This is a genomic window from Aeromonas sp. EU05-FHT14A05 (assembly GCF_058791175.1).
On sequence record NZ_JBYTDH010000019.1, the window covers coordinates 38,536 to 57,721 of the forward strand.

The 19,186-nt window shown below is 66.6% G+C and carries 15 protein-coding genes; 2 read left to right on the forward strand and 13 right to left on the reverse strand.

Translation table 11 applies throughout. The features are described from left to right. Positions 1-5 precede the first annotated feature (5 nt). From bcsC to bcsG, 7 genes are read right to left on the reverse strand one after another with little or no spacing between them, the layout of a single operon-like run. Positions 6-3,449: a cellulose synthase complex outer membrane protein BcsC gene (bcsC, locus tag AC3WR3_RS19645; RefSeq protein ID WP_492293079.1), complete on the reverse strand. Its 3,444-nt coding sequence runs from the start codon at positions 3,447-3,449 to the stop codon at positions 6-8. Further along, positions 3,434-4,543 (reverse strand): cellulose synthase complex periplasmic endoglucanase BcsZ, encoded by a 1,110-nt coding sequence (gene bcsZ, locus AC3WR3_RS19650; protein WP_492293081.1) that lies wholly within the window; start codon positions 4,541-4,543, stop codon positions 3,434-3,436. The genes bcsC and bcsZ overlap by 16 nt, the downstream gene beginning before the upstream one ends. A gap of 3 nt (positions 4,544-4,546) precedes the next feature. After that, entirely contained in the window at positions 4,547-6,769 is a 2,223-nt protein-coding gene (gene bcsB, locus AC3WR3_RS19655) for a cellulose biosynthesis cyclic di-GMP-binding regulatory protein BcsB (protein ID WP_492293083.1), read from the reverse strand. After that, positions 6,769-9,336: a UDP-forming cellulose synthase catalytic subunit gene (gene bcsA, locus AC3WR3_RS19660; RefSeq protein ID WP_492293085.1), complete on the reverse strand. Its 2,568-nt coding sequence runs from the start codon at positions 9,334-9,336 to the stop codon at positions 6,769-6,771. Before bcsA ends, bcsB begins: the two co-directional genes overlap by 1 nt. Then, positions 9,330-9,998 (reverse strand): cellulose biosynthesis protein BcsQ, encoded by a 669-nt coding sequence (bcsQ, locus tag AC3WR3_RS19665; protein ID WP_492293087.1) that lies wholly within the window; start codon positions 9,996-9,998, stop codon positions 9,330-9,332. The genes bcsA and bcsQ overlap by 7 nt, the downstream gene beginning before the upstream one ends. Continuing rightward, on the reverse strand, positions 9,995-10,195 hold the full coding sequence (gene bcsR / locus AC3WR3_RS19670; protein ID WP_041998134.1) for a cellulose biosynthesis protein BcsR: 201 nt from the start codon (positions 10,193-10,195) through the stop codon (positions 9,995-9,997). The genes bcsQ and bcsR overlap by 4 nt, the downstream gene beginning before the upstream one ends. A 14-nt stretch (positions 10,196-10,209) precedes the next feature. Continuing rightward, positions 10,210-11,862: a cellulose biosynthesis protein BcsG gene (gene bcsG / locus AC3WR3_RS19675; protein WP_492293089.1), complete on the reverse strand. Its 1,653-nt coding sequence runs from the start codon at positions 11,860-11,862 to the stop codon at positions 10,210-10,212. A 397-nt stretch (positions 11,863-12,259) separates the two neighbouring features. On the opposite strand from bcsG, the gene AC3WR3_RS19680 reads away from it, so the two are divergent. Together AC3WR3_RS19680 and AC3WR3_RS19685 are read left to right on the forward strand one after the other, a co-directional pair. Next, positions 12,260-13,456: an amino acid aminotransferase gene (locus tag AC3WR3_RS19680; protein WP_404837749.1), complete on the forward strand. Its 1,197-nt coding sequence runs from the start codon at positions 12,260-12,262 to the stop codon at positions 13,454-13,456. 100 nt (positions 13,457-13,556) lie between these two features. Continuing rightward, positions 13,557-14,483: a LysR family transcriptional regulator gene (locus tag AC3WR3_RS19685; protein ID WP_492293092.1), complete on the forward strand. Its 927-nt coding sequence runs from the start codon at positions 13,557-13,559 to the stop codon at positions 14,481-14,483. A gap of 15 nt (positions 14,484-14,498) precedes the next feature. Here AC3WR3_RS19685 and AC3WR3_RS19690 read toward each other — a convergent pair whose 3' ends face one another. The 6 genes from AC3WR3_RS19690 to AC3WR3_RS19715 form a co-directional block, all read right to left on the reverse strand. Further along, a complete protein-coding gene (locus tag AC3WR3_RS19690; protein WP_492293093.1) occupies positions 14,499-14,822 on the reverse strand; it encodes a DUF1820 family protein in 324 nt (107 codons plus the stop codon). Positions 14,823-14,940: 118 nt separating this feature from the next. Then, positions 14,941-15,843 (reverse strand): YjjW family glycine radical enzyme activase, encoded by a 903-nt coding sequence (locus AC3WR3_RS19695; protein ID WP_492293095.1) that lies wholly within the window; start codon positions 15,841-15,843, stop codon positions 14,941-14,943. Continuing rightward, positions 15,833-17,359: a YjjI family glycine radical enzyme gene (locus tag AC3WR3_RS19700; protein ID WP_492293097.1), complete on the reverse strand. Its 1,527-nt coding sequence runs from the start codon at positions 17,357-17,359 to the stop codon at positions 15,833-15,835. Before AC3WR3_RS19700 ends, AC3WR3_RS19695 begins: the two co-directional genes overlap by 11 nt. A 115-nt stretch (positions 17,360-17,474) precedes the next feature. Next, a complete protein-coding gene (locus tag AC3WR3_RS19705; protein ID WP_139439610.1) occupies positions 17,475-17,816 on the reverse strand; it encodes an AzlD domain-containing protein in 342 nt (113 codons plus the stop codon). A gap of 2 nt (positions 17,817-17,818) precedes the next feature. Beyond that, complete coding sequence (locus AC3WR3_RS19710) at positions 17,819-18,532, reverse strand: AzlC family ABC transporter permease (RefSeq protein WP_492293099.1); 714 nt, start codon at positions 18,530-18,532, stop codon at positions 17,819-17,821. 120 nt (positions 18,533-18,652) lie between these two features. After that, the gene (locus tag AC3WR3_RS19715) at positions 18,653-19,129 is read right to left on the reverse strand and encodes a L,D-transpeptidase family protein (protein ID WP_025325761.1); all 477 of its coding nucleotides are present in this window, start codon (positions 19,127-19,129) and stop codon (positions 18,653-18,655) included. Positions 19,130-19,186: the final 57 nt, after the last annotated feature.

Below are 19,186 nucleotides of genomic sequence, written 5' to 3' on the forward strand. Positions count from 1 at the left end.
AGGAGTCAGTCGAAGTCTGCGTAGGGGGTCAACGGCCTTGGCGGCATGTCGAGATCCCCCTGCCAGGGCTTGAAGGTGTAGCGCAGGAAGAGGGTGGCATGGCTGGGGGCATAGTCATCCGCCTGCTGGATGTCGATCCGCCCGCCGATGCGCCAGTGCTCGGTCAGGCGGTGCTCCACCACGGCATTCAGGGTATAGCCGAAGCCGCTGCTGCTGCCCCCCTGCACCGGCTCGTTCCTGTCCGGCAAACCGGCGGGCAGCAGGCCTTCCAGGGGGTAGCGACGGCTGTCGTCGGTGCGGGAGCGGGACCAGGATCCCGAGCCTCCCAGCTCCCATGACCAGTCGGGGGTGCGCTGCCGGTAGCTGACCGGCACCGAGATCGAGAAGTACCCTTGCGGGCTGTAATAGCCCCCCTGACCCAGGGTATAGCCGCTCAGATCCTGCTGGTAATGCCACAGCATGCTGCTCAGCCCCACGCTGGCCCGGCGGTTCGTCTCGTTGATGAGCTTGTAGTAGCCCCCTCCCATGAGCCGGGTGCGCCAGTTGTCCGGCACGTTCTTGCCCGTCAGCAGGTGTTGCTGGGCGCTGCCCCAGAAGCCGACGGCCCCCCCGAGATCATGGCTGAGATCGAGGCGGACCCCGTTCGCCCGCACCCCGCCCCAGCTGATGCCGGTCCCCGGATCCACCGTGCCCGCATAGGAGAGCAGCGAGCTGCTGACGGGCCGCCGGGAGAGGGTGAGCCCCCACCCCAGCTCGCGCCAGTCTCCCGTCACCGTCGCGCCGCCGACCCAGTCCACCACCTCGAAGCCGAGGGGCGTGGTGCCGAGATCGAAGGCCCAGGCCCCCTTGTGCCAGCCCGCCGCCAGTGTGGTGCCCCGGCTCTGCTGGTGCTCCCCTCCCCGGCAGTCGCGGGCGGCGCAGGTGCCGAACTCCTCCCGGTAGGGGGAGGCCGGCAGCTGGCCCGCATCCATGTCCACCAGCTCGAGGCGGCCAAAGGCGGTGCCGCCGGCCAGGGGGGTGTCCAGTTGCATCATCTGGGTCAGGGCCCGCAGATCGGAGACGCCGCCGGTGCCGCTGGATCCCCAGTAGTCGCTGTCGAGGGAGACTGTGGTCTGGCTCTGCCGATAGTGACTGTCCAGATCCCCGCGCAGCCCGGAGGCCAGCCACTCCTCGCCGTCGCGGCTGCGGGCGAGCGCGGTCAGGGCGCCCCCATCCAGATCCTCCCCGGGGGCCAGGCCCGCCGCCACCAGTCCCTTGCGATCCCGCGCCAGGGCGCCCTCGGCGTCGCCATTGGCGAAGCGCTGACGGGCGGCGTCCCGCCAGAACAGGGCCGTCTGCTGGGAGGCGGGCTGTGTCGACACCAGGGGCTCGTAGCCGGTGAAGATGGCCCGGGCCGTCTCCCCCTCCCCCAGCGCCTGATAGAGGTTTGCCACCCGGCGGTAGTAGTTGAACTCGTCTGGGGGCAAGGGGCTGACCGGCCAGGCCGGCAGCCAGTGGCGAGCCTCTGCCGGATCGCCTCTGGCCTGAGCCAGTTCGGCCATGCCGAGCCTGGCCTCGGGGTGCTGGGGGGCGTGTGCCAGCACAGCGCGGTAATGGCGCTCGGCCCCGGCGACGTCCCCGCGCTCCGCGGCCCATTCGGCCAGCATCAGAGTCACTTCGTCATCGGGCTGCAACGGCTGCAGCAGGCGCTCGGCACCCGCCTCATCCCCCTGCTGGTGCAATTGCCTGGCGTTGGCCAGCAGCTCGCCACGGGCGAGGCGGCGATCCAGCGCCTGCATGTCCGCCGACCAGCGCGTGGCCGGCACCTCGGCCAGCACGGCGCGGGCCTGGGGCGACTGATCCTGCCCCGACAGGTAGAGGGCAGTGGCGTAGCGCAGGCTGTCGTTCTGTGGCTGCGCCGCCAACCGCCCCCGCAGCAGCCGCTCCCCGCCTGCAACATCCCCGAGTCGGGCCTGGGTGGTGGCCACCCGGTAGGCCAGCCAGACATCATCCGGCATCAGCCGCAGCGCCTCCTGGCGCTGGGCCAGGGCCTGGGGCAGCTTGCCGGCCTTGTCGAGCTGATCGGCCTGCTCCTGCAACAGCTCGGCCTTGAGCCGCTTGCCCTCGGCCTGCATGGCCGGGGTGCCGTGTTGATCCAGCAGGGCCAGCGCCCGCGCCGGATCCTGCCCCTTGTAGAGATCGAACAGCCGGGCCAGAGCCCGATCACGGGCTCCCGGCATGGCGAAGGCCTTCTGATAGGCGAGCTCGGCCTCGCCGTCGCGATGACGGCCCCGCTCGCTGTCCCCCAATCCGAGCCAGGCCTCCGGCTCCTTGCCATCCAGGGCGATGGCGCTGCGATAGCGGGTCGCCGCCACCTCCCATTGCTGCTGCTCCAGGGCCTGGGAGCCCTGGTTGACCAGCAGCCAGTAGCGGTTGGTGGCCAGCAGGCTGGCCCACTTCTCCTTGTCGGTCACATCGGGATGGCGCAGCACCCGCTCGAACTGGGCGATGGCGAGCGCGCGCTGATCGTGGCGGGAATAGGCCTGACCCAGGGCCCCCATGAGGTCGGGATCCCCAGGATTGGCGGCGAGGGCCCGCTGCAGCTCGGCGATGGAGGCTCCGCCACTGGCGGTACGGGCCAGTGCCAGCTGTCGGGAGCGATAGGCAGGAGAGGCCCACTGCGCCTCCTGGGTGGCGAGCAGCGCCTCGGCCTTGTCGGCCTCCATCTCGGTACCGAAGAGGGCTATGTATTGCTTCAACTCGTCGATGCTACTGGGCCCGACCGGCATGGCCTCGATGTCCGCCAGCCAGATCTCCGCCGCCTCCCCACGGCTGTTGTCATCCTTCGCCATCTCCCGCAGCAGCCCCAGGGCCTGCAGGCGCCGACCGTCGGCCAGGTAGTGGCGGGCCAGCCCGCTGCGCACCCGTGGCTCACCCGGATATTGCCGGTTCAGGCTCTCCAGCGAGGCCATGCCCTTCGCCTTCATGGCGGGCATGCGCATCTGCAGCAGGGCATACTCCACCGCCACGTCGAGATTCGGGGGCAGATCCCCCACGAACAGGGAGCGATAGAGGCGCTCGGCCTCCTCCAGCCGGCCGGCATTGGTCAGCAGCCGCGCCTGTTGCAGTTGCTGGCGCTGGGCCGAGTCGCTCAGGGCGAGATTGGCCATGCCCTGGCGGTAAATTGGGGAGTCCGGCGCCAGCTTGCCGAGCCGGGCCAGCAGCGCCTTCGCCTCCTTGATCTTGCCCTGACGCAGGGCCTGGCGCGCCTGGGCCGCCAGCAGTTCCGGGTGATTGGGCTCCACCAGGGAGAGGGAGTAGAGGCTGTTGCTGACGAGATCCTCACGCCCGCTGGCCTCCCCTATCCTGACCTGCTCGAGCAACCAGTCCACCGGCTGCACCGCCCCCAGCGCCAGGTTGCCGCTCATCAGGCAGGCGAGCAGGCAACCCAGGGTCAATCTGCTTGGCATGACTCGCTCCAGCCTGGCTGCAGGGTGCCGTCCGCGGCGAAGCGATAGCGGCCCTGATCCCAGCCTGCGCCAAACAGGGTCAGGACGCTGCCGTAATAGGCGTCGGCCTGCTCGCCATGCTGTTTCACCTGCTCACGCAGGCTGGCCAGCATCGGCTGCCCCTGGGAGAGGGGTAGCAGGGCGGCGGCAAAGCCGACCGGTCCCCGCAACTGGGTCTGGCCGCTCTGGGTGTCGACCCGCTCGGGGACGGCGCCGAGGGTCGCCGTGCTCTCCAGCATGGGGGCGAAGTGTGCTACCAGGGGCCCCTTGGCGGGATCCTCGTCGTTCAGCATGCCGAGCCAGAGGTAGACGCGGATGGCGTCGTAGCTGCCCTGGGGCCCCTTGTCGGCCGTCACCTGCCACCCCTTCTCCCCCTGCCAGTCCACCCAGTCGGGGGCAAAACCACGGGGGGCGCTCTCCTGCAGCAGCCTCGGCAGTTGCCCGCGCATCTCGCGCCAGGGCCCCTGCAGCGCCGCGAAGCGAGCCAGCAGCTGGGGCGGCAGGTAGCTCGGGTTCAGGGTCCAGCGCCCCTCCCCCGTATAGCCGTGGGCGCCGGGCAGCAGCACAGGGCCCAGACCGGGGACGGTGGCGACCTCTTCCCGGGCAATGCGCCGCAGCAGCAGGGTGCCGATGGACTCGTAGCTGTGGTTGTCCCACAGGCGCCCCGCCTCGAGCAGGCTGTAGGCTATCCAGAGATCCGAGTCGGACGCGCTGTTCTCATCCAGCACGCCCCAGCTGCCATCCTCCTGCTGGCCCCACAGCCAGGATGGCAGGAAGCCGGTCAGATCCCCCCGGGCGAGTCGCCGCTCGGTCCAGTCGAGCAGGCGGGCGAAGGTCTCCCTGTCGTTGTTGACCAGGGCGAAGAAGAGGCCGTAGCTCTGGCCCTCGGAGGTGGTGATCCGCCGACCGTCGGCCGGGTCTATGACCCTCCCCTCCTCGCTGATGTAGTGCTGGCGAAAATGCTGCCACGCCGGCCAGTCACAGGCCGCCAGGGCAGGCAGGGTACACAGGGCCCAGAGCAGCAGGGCACCACAGGCTTTTTTCATCTGAGTCATCTCTTAATCTTCCTTCAGGCGGCTACGGCTGGCACCGGCCAGCAGCACCCGCAGGCCCCAGCCCAGCACCAGCATGCAGAGCAGCGTCAGTCCGGCGAGGCGCAGCGGGTACTCGGCAAACAGCTGCCAGACTCGCTCCCACCAGGGCAGATAGCCCACCTCATAACGATCCCCGACCTCCAGGCTCTTCACCCCGGACTCCCGGATGATGGCCACAGAGCCCGCGACCTGGCCGCGCAGGGTGGCGTTTTGCAGGGTCTCGTTGAGCAGCCTGACCCCGGCCGGACCGTCGGCCAGCAGGGCCACCAGGCTGCGCTGCTCGTGGGTCGGCGACTGCAGGCCCAGGATGACGGCGATGGCGCGGTTGCCCGTCATGCCGACCCTGGCCTGGGGCTGGCGATCGGCCATGCTGTGCAGCAGATCCCCCTGGTGCTGGCGGGTCGGCTCGTTGACCCAGCTGCGGGTGGCCTGCAGCAGGGCGTCTGGCGCCAGATCCCCCTGAAACTCCTCGGGCAGGGTGCCGATGAGCAGGGTATCCAGATCGGCGGTACGGGCCTGCTCCCAGTCATCCAGGACTCGCAGGGAGAGGGCCGGATAACCGGTCTCAGCCCCGATGGCTCCCACCGCATCGAGCAATGTGGTGATCTGCGCCGGGTGCGCCCTGGCGGGCATGACCACCTGGCTGTCGGCAAGATCCGCCATCCGGCTGAACGGGAAGCCCGCATAGGCGAACGCCTTGAGGTTCGGCATCTCGATGAAGTGGCGATAGCCGCTGAAGTCGATGGTGGAGCCCTCGTCGATGCGCACCTGGTGGGCGGGGGGCAGCACCAGATCGCAGCGGCCGTTCTCATTGCCCCCCTTCATCTCCCTGGCATATTCAAACGAGAAGCTCAGGCTGTTGGACTGGGTAGTCTTGAGCCCGGGCATGCGCAGCACAGTGGCGTCGTCATCGGCGGCGAACCAGAGCGGCAGGGTGAGCAACTGCTCGCTCTTGGCCTCACCCGGCTCGAGCGGGAAGGATTTCATGAACTGGCCGTTGACCGCCACGTCCAGGCGGGAGCCATCCCGCTGGATCGGTGCCGTGTTGTGGTACTTGAGATCCGCCTTGATGCCGTTGGCGCCCAGCAGATAGAGATCCGGCGGCAGCCGCAGCGTCAGGCTCATGGGCCAGAGCCGGCTGCCCGTCGCCTGCAGCTGGCCCGGATAGTCCGTCAGCTCGTCGAACCGCATCTTGCGATCGAGCCGCACCCAGTTGGGGGCATCATAAGGCTGGCGCGGGGCCAGGGGTTTCACCTCGTCCACCAGCACGCTCTGGCCGCGCAGCAGCACCTCCCCCTGAGCCAGCCCCTTGGCCGCGGTCAGCAGATCCTGCTGATCCCGTCCCAGGATCAGCAGCAGCTTCACATAGGGGTTGTCCGGGGAACTGATCATGTCGATGGTGGGCCCCTTCACCTTGGGGTAGTCGACCAGGAAGTCGGGACGGGCGTCGTTGGTGGCGAAGATCACCCCGTTGCGATCCGGCAGCTGGTTGATGAGCACCGGGAAGTGCTGGCCCCGCCACTGGGCCTTGGTGCCGAACCAGGAGGCCAGCACGGCCGCCGCCTGCTGTTGCAGGAGCGGGACTGTGCCGCTGAACACCATGGGCAGGATCAGCTTGCCATTGTCCCGCACGTCGAGGAACGGCATGGGGAAGAAGGAGAGCTCGTTGCGCACCGGCAGGGTCTGCAGTTGCAGGCTCAACTTGCTGTCCCGGTTGACGTTGAGCCACAGGGTATCGCTCGCCGGGTTCTCGCACACCTTCTGGTAGTGGCCGACGAAGCTCACCTTGATCCGGTTGAAGTCCTTGGCGTAGCGCGGATCCAGCTCGATGCGGGCATGGGTACGCTCCCCCATCTGCTCCTTGGTGAGGGCGGTGACCCCCATCAGCTCGTCATTGAGGTAGACCTTGATCTGGGAGAGCAGCGGCAGCAAGGAGGGGGACGGAGTGAAGTCGAGATCCAGGCTGGCCCGGGTGACCACCTCGTCCCGCCGCACCGTGAAGTCCGCCTGACCGTCAGGGGCATTGCCACGCAGGGAGAGGGTGCCCGGAGAGGAGGACATCTGTTCGAAACTCAGGTCCTGACTGCGCACCGGCGCGGGCACCGGTGGCAAGGGGCCGCCGGCCTCGGCGGCCAGCGCACTCTGCGTCATCAGCAGGAGAGGGATAAGGTAGCGTTGTGGTTTCATCATCCTTTCACTGTCTGTGTGGTCGGAGCCCCGGACCGGAAATCCGGCGAGACGCGACGAGGAACGAAAGAGAGCAGCCAGCGAGCCAGCTTCTCAAGCAGGATACAAACAAAGCCTATGGGTGAGGTGCGCGCCAGGCGCCAGTAGGCTCCCCAGCCAAGCAGCGTGATGTCGAGCAGGCTGTGGAGCGGGCGATCCTTGCCGAGGCGCTGCTGCCACAGGGACCAGGTGTCGGCCCGGGCGAAGGTGCACTGGATGAAGGCGATGTGCTGGGCCTGCTCCATGGGCTCCAGCTCCAGCCCCAGCTTGCGGCCGAACACCCGCTGCACCTTGGCGGCGAAGGCCTGCTCCCGCTGGCCGTGGCGCAGCAGCAGCCAGACCCTCTCCTTGTCGGCCAGGGGCAGGGCGTCCTCGAGCAGGACGCCGACCCCGCCATTGGAGTAGTCCTTGACGGTGCAGGGGTAGAGGTGGCCGTTGGCCAGCTTGATGGCCGCCGGCATCACCATCTCCACCCTGGGGTTGGTGCGCACCTGTCGCGACTCGAACGCAACCGCCAGCGCCCCGCCCAGTATGGTCATGTTGTAGAGGGTCCACAGCATGCTGAGGATCAGGGTCAGCACCTCGTCGGCCGGGCCGGTACAGATGCGCCAGATGCCGTAGCCCAGCCCGCACAGGTTGAGCAGGATCAGGATCAGATAGGGCCTGGAGACCGACAGATCCAGATACACCTCCTCCGTCATGCCCCCCTTGGCGGTGACGTTGAACTTGCCCTTGTGGGGGGCAAACAGCGCCACCGTGGTCGGCCTGGCTATATACCAGGCCAGCACAGTCTCGTAGACCTCCCCCCAGAAGGAGTGGCGCACCTTGCCCTGCAGCCGGGAGTTGGTCAGGGCGCTGTGGAAGATGTGCGGCAGCATGTAGAGGGCAATGGCCGCCGCCGGGGCATAGATGATGTAGGCGTGCAGGATCAGGAAGGCGAGTGGCGCCGTCAGGAAGATGAGGCGCGGTATGCCCGACAGGAAGTGCAGCATGGCGTTGAAGTAGCAGAGCCGCTGCCCCAGGTTGAGCCCCTTGCCAAACAGGGGGTTGTCCAGGCGCAGGATCTGCACCATGCCGCGCGCCCAGCGGATGCGCTGCCCTATGTGGGCTGAGAGACTCTCGGTGGCCAGCCCCGCCGCCAGGGGGATGCGGATATAGGCGGAGGTGTAGCCAAGGCGGTGCAGCCGCAACGAGGTGTGGGCATCCTCGGTGACCGTCTCCACCGCGATGCCGCCGATCTCGTCCAGGGCAGAGCGCTTGATGACGGCGCAGGAGCCGCAGAAGAAGCTGGCGTCCCACATGTCGTTGCCATCCTGTACCAGGCCGTAGAACAGCGCCCCCTCGTTCGGCATCTTGCGAAACCGCTGCAGGTTGTGCTCGAACGGATCGGCGGAGAAGAAGTGATGGGGAGTCTGCACCACCCCCAGCCTGGGATCCCGGTAGAACCAGCCCACCGTCATCTGCAGGAAGGATCGGGTCGGCAGGTGATCGCAGTCGAAGATGGCGACCAGATCCCCGCTCGCCTGCCTGAGCGCGTAGTTGATGTTGCCGGCCTTGGCGTGCTCGTGGGTCGGCCGCGCCACATAGCGGATCCCCGCCTCTTCGGCGAAGGCGCGAAACGATGCTCTGTCCCCGTCATCGAGCAGCCAGACGGTCAACTTGTCGGCGGGCCAGTCGAGGGCCAGGGCCGCGTAGACTGTGCCCTTGACGATGGCGAGATCCTCGTTGTAGGTGGGGATCATCAGATCCACGCTGGGCCACTGTGCCGGGTCCGCCGGCAAGGGCGCCGGGGGGCGATTCAGCGGCCAGGCCGTCTGCCAGTAGCCGAGCAGCAGCACTATCCAGGCATAGGTCTCGGCGGCCAGCAGCAAGAGGCCGCAGGTGAGGCTGACGGGATCGAACCAGTCCAGGGTGGAGGTGTAGCGCCACCAGATGTAGCGGCAGGAGACGGTGAGGGAGAGCACCATCATCATCAGCATGGGGTAGCGGCCCGGCACGGCGCGCAGGATGAAGGCCATCCCCATCAGCATGATGACGAACACCAGCTGGGCCTCGAGGGTGAATGGCTGGGTGATGCAGAGCAGGGAGAGGGTGCCGGCCACCGCGCACAGCAGCACGCTCTTCCAGCGCGCCTCCCTGGGGGTGGCCCTGGCCGCCGCCAGCCCCTTCTCTTCCTGCCGGATCAGGAAGCGGCCGAGGGCCTGGGTGCCCCACTGCCAGGCACGCTGCCAGGAGGCGGGCCAGCGCAGGGGAATCGGCCTGGGACGGCGCACTATGATCCAGAGACTCTGCAACAGGATGCGCAGGGGATCCCCGACCCGGGGCCGGGCCAGGTGGGGATAGAGCCCCTCTGCATGGCTCAGCACCCACTGCCAGCCATGGCGCTCCAGGGGGAACAGGGTCCAGGCCAGCAGCCACACCAGGGTCAGACCGGCGGATCCCAGCCGGGAGCCGCCCTGGCGGCGCAGCCCCTGGTAGTGCCGGGAGCACCAGAGGCTCGCCGTCGGCGTCAACAGCCGGGCTAGCATGGGTCGTCGCCCCCGGCGCCCAGACACCAGCTGGCCAGGGAGGCCAGCTCGTGGGCGATCAGGCTGGTGGGGGCATAGCGGCCCACCGGCTGCTTGGCGGCCATGGCTTCGGCCATCGCCTCGTCCCGGTGCAGCCGCAGGCCGAGCAGGGGCAGGCCGGCCGCCTGCCAGAGATCCAGCAGATCCTGCTGCAGGGCCCGGCGGCTGCTGAACTGGGTCACCAGCAATCGCTCCCCGGCCGCCCAGGCATGGCGGTGGAGCCGCACATGGCAGTTGGCATCGGCATTGACTATGGTCAGCAGCCGGCAAGGGAGCGCGGGAGCCGGACCCAGGGGCAGATCCAGCAGCACCAGATCATAACCGTCGAGGGCCTGCAGCCACTCCCCTGCGGATGCCCCCGGCTGGCCGCCATGGGGCAGCAGATCCAGCCCCTCCTCATAGTGATAGAGTGCCGAGCGCCACTCCCGGGCCGGATCCGCCAGCCGGCTCCAGCCCCTGGCATCGGCATGGGGCAACCCCAGATGGATGCCAAGCAGGTTGTCATGGCACAGATCCACCGCCAGCACCCGGGCCCCCTGCTCCCGGGCCGCCAGCGCCAGGCCGGCGACGAGGGAGCTGGTGCCCACGCCGCCACGGATCCCTTGCAGGGCAACGCAATTCATTCAGGCCCCCTCATCTCCAGCTCCGCCAGCAGGGGGAAGCGCTCGCGCAAGGCGACGAGCCGCTCCCTGAAGGCGATGTCCTGATAGGAGAGGCTCACGCCGAAGGCCTGCTGCACCATGGCCACATCGCTCATCATGCCGCCTTCGACCGGCACACCGAAGGGGGTGGGCGTCACGGGTCGCCGTTCACTCTGCATCTCAGCCTCCGGTGTCATAGGGGATAGGGGACCCAGTCCCCCTCCCCCAGCTTGATGTGGTACTTGCCCTGATATTCGAGCACGACCGAGCCCTGGTTCTCCGAGACCGCTGGCGTCTCGGGCAATCCCTTGAGCAGCCCGTCCCAATCTATGGTGGCACTGCCGAAGGTGTTGCCGCCGACCAGGCGCGAGACGAGCTCAGAGATGGCCAGGAAGCTGCTGGGTGTGTCTATGGCCTTGGTCGCTCCATGGCCGCCCTTGGCACCGATCAGGGCAACCCCGACCGGCACCTGGGTGATGCTGGGACTGGGGATGTCCCGCAGACCGGCCATCTGCATCTTGTCACCGGCGATGGCCGCCCCGTGCTCGGGCACCAGGATCACCGCCACCTTGCGACCAGACTGCTCCAGCGAGGTGAGGAACTGATCCAGTTGATCGAGCAGGGTCTGCAGTCGCGCCTTGTAGGGGGCAATCTGGCGGGTGGCCGCGTAGCGGTTGCCGTCGTGCAGGGCGATGAGGTTGAAAAAGGTCACATTGCGTTCGGCCTTGCTCTTCTGCCGCTCACTCAGCCAGCGGGCGAACAGGGCATCATCCCGATAGATGGGCTCCCCATCGAAGGAGGCGAGATCGTGGGGCATCCCCTCCTTGCTCATGAGGGGGACATCCAGGCTGGCATACTGCTGCAGATCCTTGAGGTAGTTGCCGAATGCCCCCGAGTGATCCATGGCGACCTGCTTCTCAAACCCGAGCTGGGCCAGGTTGTCAAACAGCAGGCACTGGCTGGGCGCTGTCGTGTAGAGCCCCTGATGGCTGGTCTGTCCGCAACTGGCCCGCAGCAGACGGATGGAGCTCGGGCCGCTGTAGGAGGTGGCCGAGTTGAAGTGCTTGAACATCAGGTCCAGGTGGCGACCTATGGGGTGAGCCATCAGATCGCTGGCCGTCACGTCGCTCCAGGCCAGGGAGCAGATGTTGATGATGAGCACGTCGAAGGGGGCCGCATCCGCTGGCAACTGCTGCGGGAAATCCACGACCCTGTCCCGCTCCTGCGCATAGAAGCTGTCGAGGTAGGCATTGAGATTCTGGTTGGTCGGCGGCGCGCTCTGATCCAGCTGCTCCGCCATGGATACCTGCTTGTCCTCAGGCTCGGCCGTCGGCTCGCGGCCCTTGTCGGTGCTGGCGACCCGGGTTGCCTGCGAAGCAAAGGGATCCCCCACCAGGGGCGAGAGCCACAGCCAGAGCAGGGCCAGCAGGATCCAGGGGGTGAAGCGCAGCCACTGGGCGATGAACAGATAGAGGGTCAGCATCACGAAGCCGGCGCCGACCATCTCCCAATTGATGAAGCGGCCGAGCAGCTCAAGCCAGTAATCCAGGGTGAAGGAGAAGACCTGCGCCCCCTGGGCGCGAATGCTCTCCATGCCCGGCAGCCAGGTGTCGTGATAGAAGATCCCCACCCCGACAGGCAGTGCCAGCCAGTGCCGGATGCGCCGCAGCCCAGCCCGGGGCAGAGGGAAGATCAGGAAGGCGGCAAACACCAGGTTGATCAGGGGATGGAAATTGAGGTAGCCCGCCCAGAGCAGGGCAAACTTGGCAAGGAAATAGATATTCCAGCCACCCAGGCCGTGCCAGTCCAGCCAGGGGGAAGAGGCATTAGAAACGTGTCGAGTCATCGGCGATGGGTCACCCGTTATGGTGGGGCCCCGCAACGGGACCCAGGCACACTGCAATGTGTTGTCAGAAAATTCTCGGTTTATTATGCAACTGATCACTTGTCTCAGGTGGCCCTGCATGAGCTCCTGGCAACCGGGTGACTCTCATGATTGAGTGCCATATGCACGACAATGTTATCCAAGTGACACTATAAAAGGCATCCTCAGCGGCCAAAATGGGGGGGATTAATGTCATGGCTGGCAGATTCTGCAGGAACCACGCCGCCCGCTTGCTACGACAACAGCTGTCATCCTTGCCGCCATGCCGAACAACTTGAGGCCACTTCCAGATTACGCCATGATAACGGCCCCGGCCCAGGGCCGGCGAAAATTGGACAGTCAACTTCAAGGACCCCCCATGTTTGAACACGTCGATGCCTATGCTGGCGACCCCATACTCACGCTCGTCGAGACCTTCCACAAAGACACCCGCGAGCAGAAGGTGAACCTGGGGATCGGCCTCTATTACGACGAGCAGGGCCGCATTCCGCTGCTGCCCTCGGTGCAGCAGGCCGAAGCCCAGCGTGCAGCCGCGCCGGCGCCGCGCCCCTATCAGCCGATGGAAGGGGCCGCCAACTACCGCACCGCGGTACAGCACCTGCTGTTTGGCGCCGATCACGAGGCGGTCAAGGCGGGTCGCATCGCCACTATCCAGACCATAGGCGGCTCCGGCGCCCTGAAGATCGGCGCCGATCTGCTCAAGCGCTACTTCCCGACCTCCGAGGTGTGGGTCAGCAATCCGACCTGGGACAACCACAAGGCCATGTTCGAGGGGGCCGGCATCAAGGTGCACGACTACCCCTACTACGACGCGGCCACCGGCGGCGTGCAGTTCGACACCATGATCGACTGCCTCGGCACCCTGCCGGCGAAAAGCATAGTGCTGCTGCACCCCTGCTGTCACAACCCGACCGGGGTGGATCTCTCCCGCGCCCAGTGGGACCAGGTGATCGCCCTGGTGGTCGAGAAGAACCTGATCCCCTTTATGGATATCGCCTATCAGGGCTTCGGCGACGGGCTGGAAGAGGATGCCTACGCCATCCGCGCCATGGTGGCCGCCGGTGTCAGCTTCTTCGTCAGCAACTCCTTCTCCAAGAACCTCTCCTTCTACGGCGAGCGCTGCGGCGGTCTGTCGGTCATCTGCCAGGATGCCGAAGAGGCGAGCCGGGTGCTGGGCCAGATGAAGGCCACTGTGCGCCGCAACTACTCCAGCCCCCCCACTCACGGTGGTCAGGTAGCCGCGGCCGTGATGAGCCAGCCCGAGCTGCACGCCCTCTGGGTCGGCGAGGTGACCGAGATGCGCACCCGCATCAAGGCCATGCGCCAGAAGCTGTTCGAGGTGCTGAGCGCCAAGGTGCCGGGCCGCGACTTCGGCTACTTCATCAGCCAGCGCGGCATGTTCAGCTACACCGGCTTCACGCCGGAGCAGGTGGACCGCCTGCGCGAGGAGTTCGCCGTCTATCTGGTGCGCTCCGGCCGCATGTGCGTGGCGGGCCTCAACAGCCGCAACGTCGACTACGTGGCGGATGCCATGGCCGCCGTGCTCAAGGGTTAAGCCCCATGCCCCGCTCAGGCGGGGCTTTTTGTTTGCTCCGGCTGGAAGGGCAGACGCCCCCCTCATCCTCGCCCGCACGGGCTTCATCCCGGGAGGTTTCATGGATCTCATCGCGCTCTCACGCCTCGGCGGACGCCATCTGGTGACCCTGCACCTGCTGCTGGACACCCAGAGCGTCACCCGCAGCGCCGAGCGTCTCTGCACCACCCCCTCCACCGTCAGCAAGACCCTCAACCAGCTGCGGGAGCTGCTGGGGGATCAGCTGCTCTACCGCCAGGGCAACCAGCTGTTGCTGACCCCCTTTGCCGAGCGGCTCGGCCCCAGCCTGCGCCGGCTGCTGAGCGAGCTGAACGGCCTCACCAGTCCGGAGGGCTTCAACCCCGCCAGCTGGCAGGGGGAGCTGAATCTGGCGATGCGGGAGAGCAGCATGATCTGGCCCATGGGGCCCGTGCTGGGGAAATTGATGCGGGAGGTGCCCGGGCTGGTGCCCGTCATCTGGAACAAGGATCAGCAGGGACTGGCGGCGCTGGCGGCGGGCAAGCTCGACTTCGTGATCCTGCCCCACGATCAGAGCCAGCCCCTGCCCAGCCAGCCTGGCCTGGTATGGGAGACGCTGTGGGAAGACAAGCTGGTCTGCCTGCTGCGCGCGGATCATCCGGCGCAGGATCAGCCCTGGGATCTGGATGCTTACTTAAGCTGGCGCCATATCGTCATTCGCGACAGCGAGCTGGCCGACCCCTTCTTCGAGCAGAGCCTGGCCCAGCGCCAGGTAAGGCGCCAGATTGGTGCGACCCTGCCGGACTTTGGCAGTGCCACCGCCCTGCTGCGCCAGAGCGATCTCATCCTCACCGCCATCGACGGCTGGGCCGGGCAGGCCAGGCCGTCCGGGCTGGTGAGCCGGCCCGTCCCCTTCGATTACGGCGCCGTGACCCACAGCCTGGTGTGGTACGGCCCCCTGGGGGAAGATCCCGCCCTGCACTGGTTCCGCCAGCGGATCCTGCAGCTCGCACGGGAGCTGGGTGCCTGAGAGTGCCCGGGGGGCTCAGGGCTTCTTGGTGTAGATGGGGCTCGGGAAGGAGGCGACGTTGTTGCCAAGCTCCGTGATGCGGGCAGCCCCCTGCTTGCGCACCTGATCGATGCGCAGCACCTGGTGCATGGGGATCAGGGTGCGGTTGACGTCGGCAAACTCACTCTTGAGCTTCTCGTGGCTGGGATCGACGATGAGCGCCGTGTGGTTGTCCCACACGAAGTTCGCGATCTCGATGAAGCCAAACAGCTGGCCCTGATTCACGTCCCTGACATAGACCTCGTAACGCTCGTTGTGACAAATAAACTGCACTCGATATATGGAGTTGGCTTCACTCATGGGTATCTGTTGATGGTGGGCGGTTTTCCCATTCTAGCCGCCACGTTGCGCACACCAAATAGACAGACTTCACAGTTGCGTCATATCGGGTCTCAGGAGGCAGAACATTCGGCGCCCGTCACAGCGGCGGCAGGGAAACAGGGCCAAATCCTTTCACCTTCAATGCGTTGGACAACCTCTCAAGCTCCTCCATGGCGGCTTCCTGCCAGAGCGTCGCCTCCCCGCGCACCCCGTGATGGCGAAAGCCGTTGAGACGAATGGGGACGGGCCCCAGGCTTTGCAGAAAGCTGGCCAGGCCCGCCTCCAGCTTGCCATCTGCATCGATGAAATCAGTGCGCCCCGGTACATGGAGCAGCCGCACTTCCGCCAGCTTGCCCGCCTGCGCCAGCAGTTGCAGTGACGCCAGCACCCGCTCGCGGCCCTGGCCGGTGAGCGAGTGATGCACCGACTCGCACCACCCCTTGAGATCGATCATGGCGCCGTCCAGCACCGGCAGCAGCCGCTGCCAGCCAGTTTCGCCAAGGGATCCGTTGCTGTCGAGCAGGCAGCTCAGGTGGGCCAGATCCGGCGCGGCCTTGATGGCCGCAAACAGCGCGATCACGAACGGCAGCTGGGTGGTCGCCTCGCCGCCGGAGACTGTGAGGCCGTTGAGCAGCGGGCCGTAGCGCCGCAGCAGGGCCAGCACCTCGGCCACCGACATCGGGTGGGTCTTGGGGCTGGCGCTGCGGGGACAGGCATCCAGGCAGCGGTCGCAATCGGTGCAGAGCGACGCCTGCCAGCGCACTCTTCTCTCGCCAGGGCGGCCCTCGACCAGCGTCAGGGCCCCGCTCGGGCAGCCGGGCACACAGTCGCCACAGTGATCGCACCGCCCTATGGTGTGGGGGTTGTGGCAGCCAGGGCAGCGAAAGTTGCACCCCTGCAGGAAGAGCACCAGCCGGTTGCCCGGCCCATCCACGCAGGAGAAGGGCAGCCAGCGACTGACCGTCGCCGTGCGCCTCCCCTTGTCATCCTCAGTAGTCACACAGGCTTGCCTCAAGGCCCAGCACCCGCGGCGCCCGCTGGCGGATCCCGGTCAGCTCGCTCGCCTCGGCGCCGAGGCAGGTGGTCTGCAACCGCGACCCTTCGGCGGCGAAGCGGGCCAGGTCGCTCTTGCGGATCATGTAGCCGGTCACCCGCACCAAATCGCTGTCCGCCACGTTGGCACTGAATTCGCGCATGCCGAGGGCGAAGGCCCCCTTGCAGAGCTGCAGCAGCGCCTGCGGGTTCTGGCGTATGGTGGGATCCAGGGTCAGGATCTCGCTGATCCCGGAGTGGTAGTAGCCGTGGTGCGGCGCCAGGGCCAGCAGGTGACTGGCGGGATCCGGCTCCTCCCCATAAGGGATGCGCACCCCGGGGGTGACCCCCTGGTCCAGGCTGAGCCCGCCCTGGGAGTGCAGCAGGGCACGCCCGCCCCAGGCGTGGGGCTGGGGCCGGGCCGTCACCCAGGCCGAGAGCCGGGCCGAGATGCGATGGCCGAGCTGGTTCGCCCCCTCGTCGTGGCCATAGCGTCCGGGCAGCCCCGCCTTATCCATCAGCAGGTTCACCGCCTCCGCCATGCCAAAGATGCCGAACATGGGGACGAAACGCGCCTCCTCGATCAAGCCCTCCTCCACCAGGAAGCTGGCGAAGAAGCCGGACTCTTCGTGCAGGAAGGCGGCCCTTGCCTCGATGAGCCGGGAGGCCTGCTCGCAGTAGTGGGGCAGCCAGCGCGTCATGAACTCCTCGAGGTCGGCGCTCTGCTCGGCCATCCCCTTGAGGGAGAGGCGCACCAGGGTATTGGCGCCGCCCCCGAGCGGCAGGGCGTTGTAGCAGCTGACGATGCCAAAGCCGCGCTCGTCGAAGGTCTCCCTGTGGATCGGGTAGTTGACGATGTGGGGCTTGCCGCACAGGGCTATGTTCTGCACCCCCTGCATCAGCAGACTGTCCGGGGTCGATGCGGGATCGTGAAACAGGCTGAGGTTCGGCGCCACCTGCTTGAGTTCTCCGTCGATGCGCAGGATCAGGCGGCAGATCCTGTTGTCGTCGGGGCCTAGGTTGACGTGCATGAAGGCATCCGGCAGCACCCTGTCCAGGTAGATCCAGAAGCCTTTCAGCTTGCGATACAGCGTCTCGTCATCCAGCTCCCCGACGAAGGGCAGCAGCAGGTGATCGAGGCGCCCCAGCCAGACCGGCATGCCGGTGACCGAGGGCACATGGTGATAGAGGATGCGCAGGGCATCCAGGGCCTCGTCGAAATCCCGTGGCGGCGCCAGCTCCAGCCAGGAGGAGCCCTGGCGCAGGAACTTCTGGTAGTCCGGCAGCACATAGCGTGGCTTGTAGGGGGCATGTCCCTCGAACATGTCGCACAGCACCCCTTGCGCCATCGCCTCGGCCACCTCGGCAGGCAGCGCGGGATAGGGCAGCGCATTCTCGGCGGCAAGCGCCAGGGCATGGCTCTTCTGAGCGGGTGAGAGCAGGGGGTCGCGCACTATGCGCTGGCAGCTGGCGGTGAGGGACATGGGAAACTCCTTGGCGGATGATGCCTAAATCCTCACACTCGAGAGGCCTTTTTTGAAGTGACATTCATAACATAACGGATGTCTGATAGAGACATCCGTTATGTCGGATCACGGCTCAACCCAACCAGGGCAGCAGCGCCGCCAGTCCCCCCTGCCAGCGCAGCAGGAAGAAGCCCCCCATGCCGACCACCACCACCACCAGGGTCGGCAGCCGCAGCAGGGTCAGCACCGTCACCAGCAGGGTCGCGGCCAGGTAGTCCGGATCCCACTCCAGTCCCTTGCCCGGCTCATAGCTGAAGACGATGGGCAGCCAGATGGCGGTCAGCACCGACTGGGCCGAGAAGCTGAGGAAGGCCCCCATCTCGGCACCGGGCTGATAGCGGGTCAGCCGCGAGAAGAAGGCGAAGCGGTTGAAGAAGGTGATCAGGGCCAGCAGGCCAATCATCAGCCAGCCCATGGTCATCTCCTCATCCGGTGCAATACATAGCCCACCACCATGCCAGCCAGGGCCGAGATGATGATGTGGATCTCCGCCAGCAGCGGCTTGGTGAGCAGCGCAGTGCCGCCGCTCACCACAGTCGCCGCCACCATGGGCAGGTTCTTCATGGCGGGTATGGTCATGGCGATGAAGGTGGCGGCGATGGCAAAGTCCAGCCCCATCTTGTCCAGCCCCTCGATGTACTGGCCGGCGGCGATGCCGAGCAGGGTCGCCAGGTTCCAGAACAGGTAGAACACGAAGCCCGCGATCAGGGCATAGGCGGGGTTGAAGACGCCGTGGCGCTCCCTGTCCTTGAGTGCCACCGCGAACATCTCGTCGGTCAGGAAGAAGGCGAGGCTGGCGCGCCAGCGCAGGGAGAGCGGCAGCACGTCCCGGCGGAAGGTGAAGCCGTAGAGCAGATGCTGGGAGGTGATGACCATGGTGGAACCCATGATGGGCAGCAAGGGGGTGCCCGCCCCGAACAGGGTGGTGGCCGAGAGCTGGGCGGCGCCGGCATAGACCAGCAGCGACATCAGCTGGGCCTGCACCGGGCTCAGGCCCGCCTGCAACGCCAGGGCACCGCACAGTATCCCCCAGGGGATCACGGAAATGGAGAGGGGGATAATATCCAGGGTGGCGCGCCACCAGAGCCCCCCCGTGCGCTCGGGCGCGGGGAGGCTCGTTCCTGACATCATGGGATCATCCTTGTGACTTCCAACGCGAGCCGGAAAAACTAGCACGGCGCGGGATGGGCTGTCACGCCATCCAGGGCGGAAATAAAACGCCCACTGGGCAGCGGGCGTGAGGGGCGAGGATCAGGGCTCGATGATGATGGGGGTGCCAGGCTCGACGGCGTTCCAGATCTCGTCCATCTCGTGGTTGAGCACGGCGATGCAGCCATTGGTCCAGTTGGACGGCTGTACCCTGCGATCCCCCATGCGGTTGAGCTGACCATGGATCATGATCATGCCGCCTGGGCGCACGCCCAGCTCGTTGGCACGCTTGATGTCGTCCAGATTCGGGTAGTTGATGTGGATAGCCTTGTAGAAGCCGGAATTGCTCTTCTTGTAGTCGAGGGTGTAGCGCCCTTCCGGGGTACGCTGATCCCCTTCCTGCTGCTTGTGCCCCTTGGGAGCCGGACCCAGGGCGACCCAATAGCGCTTGACCGGCTTGCCATCCTTCATCAGGGTCAGGCTATAGCTCGACTTCTTGACCACCACCATGTCGGCGGACAGGGTGGCAAAACTCAATGCGGGCCACAGCCCCAGCAAACACAACAATACGGCTCTCAATTTCCATCCCTCGACAAGCCTTCAGGGCTTTGTATTTAGCTAATCATCTGAATGTCG